Genomic DNA, 15659 nt, shown 5'->3' with positions numbered 1-15659 from the left:
GGTCACAGCTCTGAAGCAGGGACCCCCACTCCAAGGATCATCGGCTCCGCAGCCGGCGTGCGCTTGGCACGCTCCGCCGCGGGAGCGGCAGCAGCCTGCAGGGTTGCGCCCTGGGATGTCTGCTCCCCTCCGCCCATGGTCTCCACCGCATTGCTGCCGGCAGCGCCTTGGGCCCGGCCCGCCCGCTGGCGACGCCCACGACGCGCCCGCGAAGAGCTCGAAGCAGCGGGTGCTGTGGAAGCGGAAGCCGACGGGCTGGAAGCAGCCGGAGCCTCAGCAGTGCTCGGAGCCAGATGCTCGAAGACATCTGCGAGGACGTCCAGGGTCAGCGCGGCATGGCCGGATTCCTCGGAACCGCTGGCGTGGCTTCCCCGGGGTACAGCGACTTCTTCTCCGCCGAAGGTGAGGCGAACAGCGTCACGATCGGCCGCCGAGGGCGGTGTGGCCGGCGCAGTGTGCTCAGCCGACGAATCCTCCGCCATCTCGTGATGCTGGTCCGCGTCATGGCCCGTCGCCTCGTGGTGCGTGGCTGCCGCCGCGGCTGCGATAGTGGCCAGGGCAACACGCGCAGCCTGAGCCTTGGCAGCCTTCTCCGCCTCAGTCATTTCCTCGGCCGGTTCGCTGGGGGCTCCGGCACCACGATTCCGGCTGCGCTTGCGTTCGTTGCGGCTGCTGCGCTGGCCCTCCCGCGAGCCATCGCGCTGCGCCTCACTACGTTGCTGATCCACGCGGTGCGATTCCGGCCCAGAATTGCTGCGTCGATGCTCCACGGGCTCCTCATGGGTCACCACTCCGCGACCGGCACAGGCCTCGCACTGCTCCCCGAAGACCTCCAGGAGGCCGGTGCCCATGCGCTTGCGGGTCATCTGTACCAGACCGAGCGAAGTGACCTCCGCGACCTGATGCTTGGTGCGATCACGGCCCAGGCACTCCACCAGGCGGCGCAACACCAGATCGCGATTGGATTCAAGCACCATATCGATAAAGTCGATGACGATGATGCCGCCGATGTCCCGCAGACGCAGCTGGCGCACTACCTCCTCAGCGGCTTCGAGGTTGTTCTTGGTGACCGTTTCTTCGAGGTTTCCACCGGAGCCGGTGAACTTGCCGGTGTTGACGTCGACGACCGTCATCGCCTCGGTCCGGTCGATGACCAGGGAGCCACCCGAGGGCAGGAAGACCTTGCGCTCCAGGGCTTTACTGATCTGCTCCTCGATCCGGTGGGCTGCGAAGATGTCCTCCTCCGCGGTCCATTTTTCAAGGCGATCGACCAGATCCGGGGCCACATAGGTCACATAGGCCTCAACCGTGTCCCAGGCTTCTTCTCCCGAGATGATCAGCTTGGAGAAGTCTTCGTTGAAGACGTCCCGGACCACCTTGATGGTCAGATCAGGTTCACCATAGAGCAGCTCGGGTGCGAGCGTCTTGGTGGACGAAGCCTGCGACTCAATGCCCTCCCACTGGGCCCGCAGCCGGTTGATGTCATGGGTGAGTTCTTCCTCGCTGGCCCCCTCAGCAGCGGTGCGGACGATGACGCCGGCATGCTCCGGCAGATTGTCCTTGAGGATGCGCTTGAGCCGGTTGCGCTCCACATCGGGAAGTTTGCGCGAGATTCCGGTCATCGAGCCGCCCGGCACGTAGACCAGATAGCGGCCGGGCAGGGAGATCTGGCTGGTCAGGCGGGCGCCCTTGTGGCCCACCGGATCCTTGGTGACCTGCACCAGGACCGTGTCGCCGGACTTGAGCGCATTCTCGATCCGCCGCGGCGCGCCATCGAGCTTCGCTGCGTTCCAGTCCACCTCGCCGGCGTACAGCACGGCATTACGACCGCGCCCGATGTCGACGAAGGCGGCTTCCATACTCGGCAGCACGTTCTGCACCTTCCCTAGGTAGACATTGCCAATCAGCGAGTCCTGCTGGGTTTTGGACACGAAATGCTCGGCGAGAATGCCGTCTTCGAGCACCCCGATCTGAATCCGCTCATCGCGCTGACGAACCACCATGACGCGGTCCACCGACTCGCGGCGGGCCAGGAATTCAGCCTCGGTGATGCCCTGGCGACGTCGACCGGTTTCCCGGCTCTCCCGTCGCCGCTGCTTTTTCGCCTCCAGGCGAGTGGAGCCGCGGAGCGCGACGACGCGGTTGCTGCCGCTGTCGCTGGACACCCGGGGCGCGCGGACCCGGGTCACCGTGTTGGGCGGGTCGTCGTCCACTCCGCCGCGCAGTTCCAGATCAGCATCGCCACGACGACGCCGCCGACGACGACGCGAGGAGGATTCCTCGACTCCGGCGAATCCCTCGCCGGAGTCGTCGGCAGCAGCCTGCCCGGACTCTCCCTCGGAATCCTCGGCGTCCAGGCCGGTCTCAGCAGAGCTGGCGCTTACGCTCGTGCGGCGAGAGCGTGAACGACGACGACGTGAACCTGCTTCGCTGTCGTTCTCTTCGCCGTCCTGGGCCTCGAGGCTCTGTCGTACCGGAATGATCTGGCTCAGATCAGGAGCATGGAACAGCGGCTCCGTGGCCAGCGGTACCCCCGGGCCCGTCGTCGGGAGAGCGAACGGCGAGCTGATCAGCGGGGCTGCCGACGGCAGTTCATCGTTCGGAGCCTCATCGTTCTGGGCCTCAACAACCGGCTCTTCCGCCACCAGCGGCTGCTCCAGAGCGGTGACCTCCACCAGCTCCGCGTCGATCTCTGCCTCAACGTCCGACTCGCTCGGCAGCTCGGAGTCGGCGGGCACCGCTGCCTTGCGGCTTCGCGAGCTCTTCCGGCTCGCGGCCTTGCGCGCGGGGGCCTGGGGGGCATCATCAACGACCGTTGCTTCGACGGTGGCCGATTCCACCACTTCCAGCACCTCGGAGACCGCTAAATCAGCGTCGGTGGTGTCGGCTCCCACCGTGCTGGTTGCCTTGCGCGCCTTCGTAGCGGTGACACCCGCCCCAGTGGCGCGAGTGCGGGTCTTTCGCGGTGCTTTGACAGCGGGGCTCGCGGCCTCAGGCTCGCCAGCGGCAGCCGGTTGCTCGGCACCGGGCTCCTGCACCACGGGAGCCATTTCGACCGGGCTGCCTACTTCGGCCGCCAGCTTCTTGCTGCGGCTGCGCCGCGGCTTGCTGACTGGTGCCACCACGTCAGTCGTGGTTTCTTCGTGACCTTCACCGATATTCATCTACAGCTGTGCTCCATCCCCACCGCGACCGCCACATCCGGCCCCGTCGGGGGTTGTGGTCGACGCCCGCAGACATCGACCGAAGTCGGTTTGCTACATTCCGGTAGGCACCGATGAGCAGGTGCACCGCAGCCGGAACGCCAGCCATCTCCCGTCGCTCCAGGCTGCGGATGTCAGGCCCGGAATGTCAAAGGTCATTCCCGGATCCGTGCATCGACGCCTCGCCGAGCGACAAGTAACGACTGGGCTGGCCACCGCATGTGGAACGGCACACCAACCACCGTTATTCTCTCACACCGACCCCCGACAGGCGCGGATTGCCGATCAAGGCGAGGGTTGCACCGGATAAACTCAGCAGTATGGCCCCGTCGAAAATCTCTGCTTCCGCCGCGTCAACTGTTGATCAGGTTCCCTGGGCGGCACGGACCAAGCCCTTCGGCTGGCTCCTGCTGCTGACCGCGCTGGTTTCCTTCATCGCTTCCGCCGCACTCGTGCTCGAACGCCTGGAACTCTACAAAAACACCAATGCGCGGCTCTCCTGCGATGTCAACGCGTTCATCTCCTGTGGATCCGTCATGGAAAAATGGCAGGCCTCGCTCTTCGGCTTCCCCAACCCGCTGATCGGCATCGTCTGCTTCGCCATTGTCGCCGTGGTCGGCGTTTCGCTGCTGGCCGGTGCGAGCTTCCCACGCTGGTACTGGCTCTGCTTCCAGCTGGGGATCACCCTCGGCATGGTCATGATCGTCTGGCTGTGGTCCCAGGCTCTCTACGTCATCACGATCCTGTGCCCCTATTGCATGATCGTCTGGGCCATGATGATCCCGCTGTTCGTCTGGACCACCATCCGCAATCTGGTGCATGGCGTGATCCCGGCCCCCGCGGCGCTGGTGAAAGCGATCAGCAGCTGGGGCTGGACCATCGTCATCCTGCTCTACCTGGCCGTGATCGCCACGATCTTCTTCCGGTTCATCAATCTCTTTGTCGCCAGCAACGCCTGATTCGACCGGCGTCAGGCAACGAGTTAACCGACGGTGGCCCGGACTCTGCAGAGTCCGGGCCACCGTTCATCAGTAGCTGGGTTCAGGCTTCCGGGAACCAGATCGAGATTTCGCGTTCAGCGGATTCCACCGAGTCAGATCCGTGGACCAGATTCTGCTGAACTTTCTCCCCCCAGTCGCGTCCGTAGTCGCCACGGATCGTGCCAGGGGCAGCCGTCGTGGGATCGGTGGTGCCGGCCAGGGATCGGAAGCCCTCGATGACGCGCTCACCCTCGAAGATGGCGGCCACCACGGGGCCGGAGAGCATGAACTCCACGAGCGGCTCGTAGAACGGCTTGCCCTCGTGCTCTGCGTAGTGCTGCTCCAGCACCTCACGGCTGGCATCCACTTTCTTCAACGACGCCAGGGTGTACCCCTTGGCTTCAATGCGCGCCAGAATGGCACCGCTGAGCTGACGCCTGACGCCATCGGGCTTGACAAGGACGAGAGTGCGTTCGGTGGTCATGAAGGTCTCCTGCAGATCGACGGGTTGACGGGCTGGCTCAAGGATTCCCTGGAGGAATCCGGACGAATTCAGTGTAGGGGGTCACCTGGCTGGTCATCATCGCTCTGGCCATCGTCGCTCTGCGTCGGCTGTTCCTTCTCCCAGAGCGCCTGTTGACGGTCACGTTCAGCATTGTCCCGATCGATGCGGGAACCCGCCGTGAGCGCATACCACCAGGCCAGCGCAAACAGCGGGCCGATGACGAACATCATCGGCTCCATGAAGCCCACCGCGATCAGCACCAGCTGGAGAATCCAACCGAGCCAGCGACCCCAGGGCCTGGTCAGCACCGCGCAGGCCCCAATGAGCACCAGGGAGAGCACGATGCCGACGCTCAGCACCACGGGGCCGGAGAGATCCCGGGAACGCAGACCGAACACGACCAGGGTGGCAAAGAAGGCAACGAAACCCTCCAGGCCCAGCACCGTGGAGCCGAACATCACCGCGGTGGAGCGGCGCTTCTTCGGCATTCCGGGCCGCCATTCACGCTGTGCTCTGGTCTGGAAATGCCCCGTCTGGACACGCGGTTGTGGTTCTGACATCAGGCCTTCCCCAACAGCATCCGTGCCTCGGCGATGACCGTGATGGAGCCGGTCACCAACACTGCGCCAGCCAGGTCATCGGCCGACTCCGCCCGCGCCACCGCCCATTCGAGGGCGTCATCGAGCTTCTCCGTGAGGTGCACATTCTCCTCGTCGAAGCCCGCATCCAGTGCCAGCTCCGCCAGCTCCCCCGCCGGGATGGCGCGCGGTGAATTGGACTGAGTGAGACAGATTTCCTCGGCGATGTCCCCCAGCGATTCACGCAACTGCTCGAGGATGCCCAAGGCGTCCTTTTCACGCAGAACGCCCAACACCACCACCAGCTTGCTGAGGCTGAACGCCTCCAGCAGGGCCTCCGCCGTGGCCTTGATCCCGGCCGGGTTGTGAGCGGCATCGACGATCACGGTGGGTGCGGTCCGCACCACCTCCAGGCGACCGGGCGAGGTCACCATCGCGAAGGCGTCCTGCAGGAGCTCCAGATCCAGTGGTTTCTCCCCCGCACCGAAAAAGGCTTCCAATGCTGCGACGGCCACCGCTGCATTTTCGGCCTGATGCGCGCCATGCAGCGGCAGCACCAGGTCCGGGTACCGGGCAGCGAGTCCGTCAATCGTGACCAGCTGACCGCCCACTGCCACCGACCGCTCCTCGACACCGAATTCCACGCCCTCGAAGCGGTAGTTCACGCCCGCCTCTCGGGCCTTCTCCAGCAGAACCTGGGCGGCATCGGTGGGCTGAGCGGCAGAGACGAGGAAGCTGCCCGGCTTGATGATCCCGGCCTTCTCCAGGGCGATCTCACCCGGTGTATCGCCCAGCAGCTCTGTGTGGTCCAGGGAAATCGGGGTCACCACCGAGACCACACTGTCCACCACATTGGTCGCGTCGGTCACTCCGCCCAGGCCGACCTCGATGACGGCCACATCCACCGGCTCGTCGGCGAAGACGGCGAAGCCCAGAATGGTCAGCGCCTCAAAATAGGTCAGCCGCGGCTGGCCCTCGGCCACCAGTTCGGCATCAACGATCTCCAGATAGGGATGAATCTCATCCCAGATCCGCACGAACGTCTCATCGGAGACGGGCTCGCCATCAATGCTGATCCGCTCGGTCACCGAGGTCAGATGAGGACTGGTGAACCGGCCCGTACGCAGGTTATGTGCCCGCAGGCCGGCCTCGATCATTCGCGCAGTGGAGGTTTTCCCATTGGTTCCCGTGAGGTGGATGGCCGGGTAGGCCTTCTGCGGCTCGCCCAGGATCTCCATGGCCCGCCATAGCGGCGCCATCCGGGGTTCCATCCTGTTTTCCGGCGCCCGTCCGAGCAGATCGGCATAGACACTTTGCACCGAATATTCGTCGCTCATGGCGCTACCTCAGTTTCTACCGTCCGGGACACCGTCACGGTGGTTTCTTCGTCTCCGGGAACCAGCTCCAGGGTCACGGAGAGGGTCTCCGCGCGCACCAGGTCAGCGTTCGCTGCCAGGGCGTCGATGATCTCCTGCGGGGCGCTGACCGTGGTGACGATCCGGTCGCTGACGTGCAGATCGGCATCCTTACGGGCCTGCTGGATGCTGCGCACCATATCCCGTGCCAGCCCCTCGGCCTCGAGCTCTCCCGTCACCTCGGTGTTGAGCACCACAAAGCCACCGCCGGGGAGCACCGCTGCCGCACGCGAACTGGACCCTGCGGAAGCTGCCACGACCGTTTCCAGCGAATACTCGTGCTCTTCCAGCGCCAGGCCACCGGCGATCACCACACCGGACTCCACCGACCAGTCGCCGGACTTGGCGGCTTTGATGGCTAGCTGGACGTTCTTGCCCAGCCGCGGGCCAGCTGCCCGGGCATTCACCACCAGTTTCTGCTCGATGCCGAACTCCTCCGGCGACGCCGTTGCGGCATCGACCAGCAGGACGGAGCGCAGGTTCAGTTCATCCGCAATCACGGCGGCAAAGCGTTCCAGGGTGGCGGCTTCCGGAACCACCACGGTCAGTTCCTGCAACGGCAGCCGGACGCGCAGACTAGCGGCCTTGCGCAGCGAGGATCCCGTGGAACAGATCTGCTGCACCCGATCCATGGCTGCCACGAGATCCGGACTGGCCGGGAACTGCTCGGCCTGCGGGAAGTCAGTCAGGTGCACCGAACGTCCCCCGGTCAGCCCACGCCAGATCTCCTCTGTGACCAATGGCAGCAAGGGCGCAGCAATCCGGCAGACGGCCTCGAGCGCGGTGTAGAGCGCGTCAAAGGCGTCAACATCCTCCTCGAAGAAGCGCTGCCGACTGCGACGCACATACCAGTTGGTCAGCATGTCCAGATAGCTGCGCAGGGCATCACAGGCGCCCGAGATGTCGTAGGCATCGAGTGCCTGGCGGGTCTGACGCACCAGATCCCCGGTATTGGCGATCAGGTACTGATCCAACTGATCGGTGTAGCCCTCATGGCGCAACCTAGCCCCGTAACCGGTGCCATTCCGCACGGCATTGGCATAGAGCGTGAAGAAGCTGTAGACGTTCCACAGCGGCAGCAGGACCTGACGCACGCCGTCGCGGATGCCCTGCTCCGTGACGATCAGGTTGCCGCCACGCAGGATCGGACTGGCCATCAGGAACCAGCGCATGGCGTCAGCGCCATCGCGGTCCAGGACCTCGGAGACATCCGGGTAGTTGCGCAGGCTCTTGGACATTTTCTGCCCGTCCGAGCCCAGCACGATGCCGTGGCTGATCACATTGCGGAAGGCCGGCCGGTCGAAGAGCGCCGTGGAGAGGATGTGCAGCATGTAGAACCAGCCGCGGGTCTGCCCGATGTACTCGACGATGAAGTCCGCCGGGTTGTGGGTGTTGAACCACTCCTCGTTCTCGAAGGGGTAGTGCACCTGCCCATAGGGCATCGACCCCGAGTCAAACCAGACGTCCAGCACGTCCTCCACACGGCGCATGGTGGACTGTCCCTCTTCAGGCGTCCGGGGATCATCCGGGTTGGGCCGGGTGAGCTCATCGATGAACGGCCGGTGCAGGTCCGGCTGGCCCTCGTGGTTGAGCGGAAGCCGACCAAAATCGGCCTGGATCTCAGCCAGCGAACCATAGACGTCGATCCGCGGGTAATCCGGATCATCGGACTGCCAGACGGGGATCGGGCTGCCCCAGTAACGGTTCCGCGAGATCGACCAGTCGCGGGCATTGGCCAGCCACTTGCCGAACTGACCGTCCTTGACGTTCTCCGGGATCCAGTTGATCTGCTGGTTGAGCTCCAGCATGCGTTCCTTGAAGGCTGTTACGGAGACATACCAGGAGGATACGGCCTTGTAGATCAGCGGGTTGCGGCAGCGCCAGCAATGCGGGTAGCTGTGCTCATAGCTGGCCTCGCGGACCAGCCGCCCGGATTCACGCAGCACCTTGATGATCGGCTTATTCGCCTCGAAGACCTGCAGACCGACGATGCCGGCCAGCGGGCCTTCTCTGAAAGTCGGCAGGAAGCGGGCACCCTCGTCCACCGAGACGATGACCGGGATGCCGTGCGCTTCACTGCTTCGCTGATCCTCTTCACCGTAGGCGGAGGCCTGGTGGACCACACCGGTACCGTCGGTGGTAGTCACATAGTCTTCCACCAGGACCTGCCAACTGGTGCCGGTCCCCCACGTTGACGCGTCGGTGTAATAGTCCCAGAGCGGCTGGTACTTCAGGCCAGCCAGCTCCTTGCCGAGGTACCGGTGCTGCACGGCTGCCTGGGCGGCATCGGCGGATTCAAAGCCGAGGTCCTTGGCGTAGCTGGAGAGCAGGGCTGCAGCCAGCAGGTACCGCTGCCCACCGTTGTCCACCACCACATACTCGATCTCCGGGCCGACGGCGACCGAGAAGTTGGTGGGCAGAGTCCAGGGGGTGGTGGTCCAGGCGAGCAGGTTGACACCCTCGAGTTCTTCGCTGAGGGCCAGCTCGCTGCGCCGGACCGGGAAGCTCACCGTGACCGTCTGGTCTTGACGCATCTTGTAGACGTCATCGTCCATCCGCAGCTCATGGTTGGACAGCGGGGTCTCGTCCTTCCAGCAGTAAGGCAGGACCCGGAAACCCTGGTAGGTCAGGCCCTTCTCGTGCAGCTGCTTGAAGGCCCAGAGCACTGACTCCATGTACTCCACATTGAGCGTCTTATAGTCGTTATCGAAGTCAACCCAGCGTGCCTGGCCTTTGACGTAGGCCTTCCACTCATCGGCGTACTTCATCACCGAGGCTCGGCAGGCGGCGTTGAACTTGTCGATGCCCATCGCCTCGATCTGGGTCTTGTCCGTCATGCCCAACTGCTTCATCGCCTCCAGCTCAGCGGGCAGACCGTGGGTGTCCCAGCCGAACCGGCGTTCCACCCGCTTGCCGAGCAGGGTCTGGTAGCGGCCCACCAGGTCCTTGGCGTAGCCCGTTAGCAGATGGCCGTAGTGCGGCAGGCCGTTGGCAAAGGGCGGCCCGTCGTAGAACACGAATTCGTTACTGCCATCAATGCCTGCGCTGCGCTGGTCGACACTGGCCTGGAAGGTGCCGTCCTCGTCCCAGTACTTGAGGATCCGCTTCTCGATCTCCGGGAACTTCACGGAAGCGGAGACGACGCCGTCCGGGACGGTGCTGGCCTTGGGATAGGTGGCTGTGGGGTGTTGCTGCATCTGATCGACTCATCCTGCGGTGGTTGGTTCAGGATGCAAGGACGAGACCTGCCCCGTGAAGGACCGGCACCGCGGTACCACCTCGCTTGCCGCACCGGTGACCCGGCGCAACCGCTCAAAACTGCTGTGACGGGCATACCCGTCCGGTTCTACTCATCGGCTACGCGTACGACGACGTGTGGCCGGTTTTCTTCCGGAAGCTCACCGGTGATAGCCGGGTCAGTGCTTTGTGTTCAGTCTAGCGGATACCCGACTGACGTTCAGTCCCGGCGAATCACCTTATGGTTTGCTGCCTGTGCCACGGGGCGAATGACAATTTCGTCCAGATTCACGTGGTGTGGTGCATTGACCGCATAGGCCACCACATCCGCCACATCTGCCGCGGTGAGCGGCTTCTCCACGCCTCGGTAGACGTTTTCCGCCTTCGAGGCGTCGCCGAGCCGGTTGAGCGAGAACTCTTCGGTCTTGACCATTCCCGGCAGGACTTCCACCACCCGCACATTGTGTTCGGCTTCTTCGAGTCGGAGGGCCTGCGTCATCGCGCGCTCTGCGAACTTGGCCGCGTTGTAGCCGCCGCCGCCCTCATAACTGGACAGTGCCGCGGTGGAGGTCAGATTCAGCACAGTCCCCTCGCCATGTGCCCGCAGCATGGGTAGGAATCCGCGGGTCAGTTTGAGCGTCCCCAACACGTTGACCCGGAACATCCATTCCCAGTCGGCGTCGTTCGCCGTGGCGATGGGATCGACTCCACGGGCTCCGCCGGCAATGTTGATCAGCGTGTCAATGCCGCCCGCCTCGGTGACTGTGGTTACCAACCGTGCAACGTCGGCATCCTCGCTGATGTCGGCGGCCAGCGGCACGACGCCGGTCTCCTGGGCGAGCGCTTCGAGCCGGTCAGCGCGGCGTGCCACCGCGAAGACCTTCCAGCCCTCGGCGCTCAGTCTGCGGGCGGTCGCCTCACCGATGCCGGTACTGGCTCCGGTGACGAGTGCTGTGCGAGGCGTCTGAGTGTTCTGGAGCGTCATGGGACCACTTTAACCGGCGTAGCCAAGCATCTTGTCACAGGCAGCCGCTGGTCACAGACAGTCACCGGCCCCATCACGGGCCGGAGACGATCGGCCGGGTGCTCTCCGGAGGTGACGTCCGTACCGTCCCGTTCCCCGTCCACGGGGGCGATCACGGAGTACACCGAGGAATCGCCCTGGAGGGCCTGGCTGACGATGCCGTCCACGCCGACCGGAACGTCACCGGCGATGGTCACCCGGTTGAGGCGTCGCGGCTGGGAGTCGTAGTTGTCCGGCGCGTAGTGCTGGGTGATGCGGTTGTCGAAGAGGACGAGCTGGTTCAGTTCCCAATTCACCCGGACGACGTTCTCCGGCCGGGTGACATAGGCCTGGAGAAGGCGCAGGATGTCCCGGGACTCGGTGTTGGACAGGCCGACGATCCTGAGCCGCTGAGCGAAGCCGCCGATGAAGAGGCCATGTTCGCCGGTCAGCGGGTGGACGCGGACCACGGGGTGTGCGGTCTCGAAGTGGACCCGGGTGAATTCCTTGCGGCGTTCCTCCGCGGTGGCGTGTTCCAGGTTCTTGGGGACCGAGTAGTCGCAATCGTTCGTGTGAATGGCCCAAAGCGTGTTGGCGAAGCGCCGCAGTTCCTCCGGCAGGTCACGATAGGCGCCCTCGGTGGTGGCGATGAGTGTCTCGCCGCCGTAGGACGGGACGTCGATGCTTCGGAGGGTGGAGGCCTGGGGCGGGTTCAGGACGAAGGTGACATCGGTGTGCCAGGTGTTGACGGAACCGTTCTCACTGTCCATCGGCAGCACGTTCTCCTCCCCTTCCACGGAGGCGACCGTCGGATGGGCCTTGGTCAGCGGACCGAAGTGGCTCGCGAACCGGACCTGGTCCTCGTCAGTGCGGATGTTCGCTTCCCGGAAGACCAGAGCCTTGTGCCGGTTGAGGGCCTCTCGGATCTGGGACACCGTGTCCTGGTCGAGGTCTCCACTGAGGTCAAGCCCGCGGATCTCGGCCCCGATACGGGAACCGAGTCGGGTGAATTCACGTTTGGTGGCGGCGATAGTGCTCATCACATGCCGTCCTTTCCGTCGTCTGCAAGGTGAGAGGGCCCGCGGTGGCGCGGGCCGTACCCTGTGTCTGCCGGGGTTCAGGGCCCGACGGAAGGCGCGCCGACTTCCTGCTCAACCATGCGACGCGCCGGTTAAACGGAGGACATCAGAGGTCACCTCCGGCATGGTCGTATGACCCGGCATGAGCTTCCGTGACGCCTGATTCCGGGCCTGGGATGAGCGTCAGCTTCCCACCGGGATGACCCTGGGAAAGGAACCGGTGGGCTTCCTTCGCCTCCGACAGGGGGTAGCTGCGGCTGAGGGGGACCCTCAGCAATCCCCGGCCGGCGAGCGTGACCAGATCACTTCGCGCTGCATCGCGGAACGTTGCACTGTCCGGCTTGGTTCCTGCGAGCGCCTGGAAGCCGCGCTCTTCGGCGCGGGCCGGGGCTGCGACCGTGACGATGCGGCCCCGCTCGCTCACGAGGGCCAGAGACACCTCCACGGCCTCCTCGGTGCCTGCGGCGTCGAGGGCGGCATCCACTCCCACTCGCCGGAGAGAACGAATCGTCTCCTCGACCCGCTCCTGCAGTCCGCGACCGTAGGTGACGGGTATCCCTCCGAGCGCCCGGACATCCTCCGCCCGGGCCTCGCTCGCCGTGCCGATCACGGTGATGCCCCGCAGCGCCGCGAGTTGGAGGACGATGGACCCGACCGCCCCCGACGCCGCGTGGAGCAGGATCGTGTCCCCTGCCCGCGCATCGACCGCGTGGAGCATCTCGGCCGCGGTGGTTCCCGCCAGGAGGAGATTCGCGGCCTCCGCGACGTCCAGCGTGGACGGCCGGTGCAGCACCTTCTCCGCGGGCAGCGTGAGTTCCGTGGCATAGCCACCGGTGACCCGGAAGGCCAGGACCTCATCGCCGACCACAAGGGGGCCGGTGACCCCCGACGCATCGGGGCCCACAGCGATGACGGTGCCCGCGACCTCGTAGCCGATGGCTACCGGCAAGCCCCTGCCGGGACGAGGAGACGCGACATGCTTGGCGTCCGCCGGGTTGACCCCCGCGGCGCGGACTCGAAGCGTCACCTCGCCCGGACCGGGAACGGGAGTGATGTTCTCAACGAACCGCCACTGCTCGGGGCTTCCCCACTCCGCAGCGATCCAACGCCAGGCCATGAGTTCTCCCTCGTTTCGGTGATCGTGATCGTGATCGACGCTACTCCCCTCACCGGACACCATGCCTCCTTCGGACGCCGGTCTTCCTTCCCCGGCGCTTCCTTCCTTCCCCGGTTCTTCGTCTCCCGACTCCTCCTTCCCTGGCTTCCCCAGGCCACGACGACACAGACTTCCCAGTTCCGACCCGCCGGGACCACGCCAACGAGACCCAGCCCCCAAGGGACCGGCCAGGACTAGAGTGGACGGATGGTTCCCTCCCCGACTTCACGGCTCCGCTTCCGGGAGATGGCCCTCGAGGACCTTGACGCGATGGCCCGTCTTCTCGGCGACCCCGTGGTCATGGCGTACTACCCCCGGCCGAAGACCCGGCCCGAGGCGCTTGCCTGGATCGAGTGGAACCTACGGAATTACCGCGAGCACGGCTACGGTCTCTGGATCGTGGACTCTGACGACGGCACCTTCCTGGGCGACTGCGGCCTCACCTGGCAGCGGGTGAACGGTCTGCCGCGCCTTGAGGTGGGGTATCACGTTCTCCCGGAATTCCAGGGCCGGGGCCTCGCCACCGAAGCCGCTCTGGCCTGTCGTGATTTCGCCCGCGACGTGCTCGGCAATCCGGAGCTGGTGGCGATCATCCACCCTGAGAACCAGGCATCCCTGAGGGTGGCTGAGAAGCTCGGCATGGTGCAGCGCGATGACGATCACGGTGATTCAGGCCTGGTCCGGACCGTGATGGCCATGGAATTCCGGGCGTCCCGCGCTGAGCCTCCCGCCCCGGAACGTGACGGCGCCGATCACTCCAAGCGCTCGAGCAGGTAAGCCCGCAGCACCTGGGCATGATTGGCCTCCCGGTCCTTCGCCGCATAGAGCAGCTCGACATCCCGCCCGTCCCGCAGTAAGCCGACCACATGGTCTACCGGCTCCGGATGCGCCTGCAACTCCTCCCGGTACTCCGCGGAGAACTCCTCGAAACGAGAGGCCATGTGGGCGAACTCGGTCCGCAACGGAGCGGAAGGGGCGATGTCTTTGAGCCACTCGTCCAGCGCGGCCCTCTCCTTGCTCACCCCTCGCGGCCAGAGCCGGTCCACGAGGATCCGGAACCGGTCGAGGACGGGTTCGTCATAGATGCGTGCCGTGGTGAGATGTCCGAGCTGCTGAGTGTTCATGCCTCATGCTAGGCACGAGGTCACGAGCGGAATCCCGGCACAATCCGCTATGTGGACAAACGGCAAGGGCCCCTGGTGTTCACAGAGCGGACCCCAGTCACTGGACCGTGACGGTGAAGGTCACCCTGCGGCCACTGGGACCGTATTGGCCGGTGATCTCCGGCCGCACCTGGTACTCGTAGGTGAGAGTGGCCGTCCCGGCCGAGGTCGCCGAATAGGTGTCGGTCTGCTCTGACGGTCCGCCGACCGGTCGGGGCCCCGCCGGAGCTTCCTCCGGGGATTCGGTGAGGTGCGGTCCGGGTCCGTCCACCCGTACCCAGCGATATCCGACGGACGAATTGGTCATGCCGAGATCGATGACCACCTTGCCACCCACCGGGACCGTCGCCGAGGTGTGCTCCTTGTCGAGCCGGGTCACGGGTGCCGAACACCCGCTGACGGCGAGCAGAATCCAGGCCACCAGGATCAGCGTCGGCAACACCCCCGGCGTCGTCATCAGACGTGTCGCGGTCCCCCGATTCGCAGCCATGATCGGAGTGTACAGCGCCCGGAGCATCCCTCCCGTGCCCTCGGCCCTCCAGGATCACTCCTCACACGAGCGCGGGGCACACTCCGGATCCCGCCGGTTACAGTGTCACCGTGAACTCCTCCGGCGCCGGCCGCTACGCCCCCTCCCCCAGCGGTGATCTTCATCTGGGCAACCTCCGCACCGCGATCCTGGCCTGGCTTTTCGCCCGCAGCACCGGCCGAGCCTTTCTCCTGCGAGTGGAGGACCTGGACAGGGTACGCGCCCGTGCCGAGGAGTCACAGCTCCACGACCTTCAGGCCCTGGGAGTGACCTGGGACGGTCCGGCCGTCCGTCAATCGGAGCGGGGTGAACTCCACACGGCCGCGCTGCAATCCTTGATCAGCGCGGGACGGACGTTCGAGTGCTTCTGCACCCGCCGTGACATCGCCGAAGCCACCTCCGCCGCCCATGGCGCCGTTCCGCTCTACCCCGGCACCTGCCGGAATCAGAGCGAGGCCGAACGCGCGGAGCGGCGGCGCGAACGCCCCGCGGCACTGCGTTTTCTCTCCGGCGGCGGCACGGAAGGCTTCACCGACGCCGTGGCGGGCGAGCAGGCAGGCCCCTTGGACGACGTGGTCCTGCGCCGCGATGACGGCGCCATCGCGTACAACCTGGCGGTCGTGGTCGACGACGCCGATCAGGACGTCGATCAGGTGGTCCGCGGCGACGATCTGCTCACCTCGCTGGGTCTGCCCGGCGGCGGGCTGGAGAACGCCCTGGCGGTCTTCGATCCCGCGGAGCTGCCCCGCGAGCCGTGGGTGTTCCGGGGCACACTCGTCTGAGGACCGGCGCACGCACCAGGCATGAAAGA

Annotated in this window: 13 protein-coding genes; 3 read left to right on the top strand and 10 right to left on the bottom strand. The window is 65.4% G+C overall.

Annotation, left to right across the window (positions count from 1 at the left end; translation table 11 throughout):
• Positions 1-2 precede the first annotated feature (2 nt).
• Complete coding sequence (locus QQM37_RS01700; protein WP_420030105.1) at positions 3-3164, bottom strand: Rne/Rng family ribonuclease; 3162 nt, start codon at positions 3162-3164, stop codon at positions 3-5.
• Positions 3165-3523: 359 nt separating this feature from the next.
• On the opposite strand from QQM37_RS01700, the gene QQM37_RS01695 reads away from it, so the two are divergent.
• Complete coding sequence (locus tag QQM37_RS01695; RefSeq protein WP_285724384.1) at positions 3524-4162, top strand: vitamin K epoxide reductase family protein; 639 nt, start codon at positions 3524-3526, stop codon at positions 4160-4162.
• Positions 4163-4244: 82 nt separating this feature from the next.
• On the opposite strand, the gene ndk is transcribed toward QQM37_RS01695, so the two are convergent.
• The 7 genes from ndk to QQM37_RS01660 all read right to left on the bottom strand — a co-directional run bounded on the left by ndk (position 4245) and on the right by QQM37_RS01660 (position 13117).
• The gene (ndk, locus tag QQM37_RS01690) at positions 4245-4667 is read right to left on the bottom strand and encodes a nucleoside-diphosphate kinase (protein ID WP_285724382.1); all 423 of its coding nucleotides are present in this window, start codon (positions 4665-4667) and stop codon (positions 4245-4247) included.
• Between the two features lie 68 nt (positions 4668-4735).
• Positions 4736-5248 carry a DUF4233 domain-containing protein gene (locus tag QQM37_RS01685; protein ID WP_285724380.1) on the bottom strand — a complete coding sequence of 171 codons (513 nt, stop codon included), beginning with the start codon at positions 5246-5248 and terminating at the stop codon, positions 4736-4738.
• Positions 5248-6603, bottom strand: a complete 1356-nt coding sequence (locus QQM37_RS01680; protein ID WP_285724378.1) for a bifunctional folylpolyglutamate synthase/dihydrofolate synthase — start codon at positions 6601-6603, stop codon at positions 5248-5250. The genes QQM37_RS01685 and QQM37_RS01680 overlap by 1 nt, the downstream gene beginning before the upstream one ends.
• The gene (gene ileS, locus QQM37_RS01675; RefSeq protein ID WP_285724376.1) at positions 6600-9878 is read right to left on the bottom strand and encodes an isoleucine--tRNA ligase; all 3279 of its coding nucleotides are present in this window, start codon (positions 9876-9878) and stop codon (positions 6600-6602) included. The genes QQM37_RS01680 and ileS overlap by 4 nt, the downstream gene beginning before the upstream one ends.
• Positions 9879-10138: 260 nt before the next feature.
• On the bottom strand, positions 10139-10903 hold the full coding sequence (locus QQM37_RS01670) for an SDR family oxidoreductase (RefSeq protein ID WP_285724375.1): 765 nt from the start codon (positions 10901-10903) through the stop codon (positions 10139-10141).
• Positions 10900-11961: a TauD/TfdA dioxygenase family protein gene (locus tag QQM37_RS01665; RefSeq protein ID WP_285724373.1), complete on the bottom strand. Its 1062-nt coding sequence runs from the start codon at positions 11959-11961 to the stop codon at positions 10900-10902. Before QQM37_RS01665 ends, QQM37_RS01670 begins: the two co-directional genes overlap by 4 nt.
• Before the next feature lie 145 nt (positions 11962-12106).
• Positions 12107-13117, bottom strand: coding sequence for an NADP-dependent oxidoreductase (locus QQM37_RS01660; protein WP_285724371.1), 1011 nt, complete (start codon positions 13115-13117; stop codon positions 12107-12109).
• Positions 13118-13363: 246 nt separating this feature from the next.
• On the opposite strand from QQM37_RS01660, the gene QQM37_RS01655 reads away from it, so the two are divergent.
• Positions 13364-13933, top strand: coding sequence for a GNAT family N-acetyltransferase (locus QQM37_RS01655; RefSeq protein ID WP_285724369.1), 570 nt, complete (start codon positions 13364-13366; stop codon positions 13931-13933).
• On the opposite strand, the gene QQM37_RS01650 is transcribed toward QQM37_RS01655, so the two are convergent.
• A complete protein-coding gene (locus QQM37_RS01650) occupies positions 13909-14280 on the bottom strand; it encodes a DUF488 domain-containing protein (RefSeq protein ID WP_285724367.1) in 372 nt (123 codons plus the stop codon). The genes QQM37_RS01655 and QQM37_RS01650 overlap by 25 nt on opposite strands.
• A 97-nt stretch (positions 14281-14377) precedes the next feature.
• Complete coding sequence (locus tag QQM37_RS01645) at positions 14378-14809, bottom strand: protease inhibitor I42 family protein (protein ID WP_285724365.1); 432 nt, start codon at positions 14807-14809, stop codon at positions 14378-14380.
• 110 nt (positions 14810-14919) lie between these two features.
• Between QQM37_RS01645 and QQM37_RS01640 the strand changes: the two genes are divergently transcribed.
• Positions 14920-15630, top strand: a complete 711-nt coding sequence (locus QQM37_RS01640) for a glutamate--tRNA ligase family protein (RefSeq protein WP_285724363.1) — start codon at positions 14920-14922, stop codon at positions 15628-15630.
• Positions 15631-15659: the final 29 nt, after the last annotated feature.

The organism is Psychromicrobium xiongbiense (genome assembly GCF_030271165.1).
Taxonomy (GTDB): domain Bacteria; phylum Actinomycetota; class Actinomycetes; order Actinomycetales; family Micrococcaceae; genus Renibacterium; species Renibacterium xiongbiense.
The sequence above is the reverse complement of the archived record's forward strand: the minus strand, read 5'-3'. Positions and strand labels throughout refer to the sequence as shown.